This is a genomic window from Comamonas sp. F1-6, from assembly GCF_039581415.1.
GTDB classification, from domain to species: domain Bacteria; phylum Pseudomonadota; class Gammaproteobacteria; order Burkholderiales; family Burkholderiaceae_C; genus Comamonas; species Comamonas thiooxydans.
In genome coordinates this window covers 1-629 of record NZ_JBCPWN010000068.1, presented here as the reverse complement: position 1 = coordinate 629, position 629 = coordinate 1, and the positions used below count along the sequence as shown (strand labels likewise).

Annotated in this window: 1 pseudogene; it reads left to right on the top strand. The window is 60.3% G+C overall.

Going from position 1 to position 629, the window contains the following annotated elements:
- Nucleotides 1-495: pseudogene (locus tag AAIL66_RS24340) on the top strand (hypothetical protein); the annotation flags it as partial.
- Between the last annotated feature and the right edge of the window lie 134 nt (nt 496-629).

Below are 629 nucleotides of genomic sequence, written 5' to 3'. Positions count from 1 at the left end.
TCCGGTGCAAAAAGACTGCGAGTCCAGGGGGTGGCTGGTGGTGCATCCGGCGCTGCCAACGCGCAAGCGGGCTCGCCCACTGTGGGAGCCGGTCGTGGCGGTAAAGCAGGAAACGGGTTTGACGTGCTGCTGGACTTAACTGGAGTTGCAACGGTACCAGTGACCGTGGGGGGCGGTGGAGCGCAGACAACAACTGCAACTCAAAACGCAGGCGCGGCAACCAGTTTTGGCACTTATGCAAGCGCGACAGGCTCTGTGGTCACATTAGGGACCAATGTTCAAGGGATGAAATTCATGGGGCAGGTGGGCGGCTGGCCATCCACCTTGCCCGACGGCTCAAAACTTGGTGGTGCTGGTGGCGCTTCCATGCTCGGCTTTGGTGGCGATGGCGCAACGACTGGACCTTGGCCGGGTGTTTACGGCGGCGGTGGTGGGGGCGGCACAACAATTGGGGCTGCTGGTGGCGTCGGGGCGGTCATTATTTCTTGGGGTTAAATCATGTGGGCACTTGTCGAAGCATCAGTCGTTAGCGAAATCACAAGCATTGATCCTCAGGGACGTTTCCCGGATGGCGTGACCTGGCGGCCCTGCACCTCGGAAGTGCAGATCGGATGGGCATTTGAGAACGG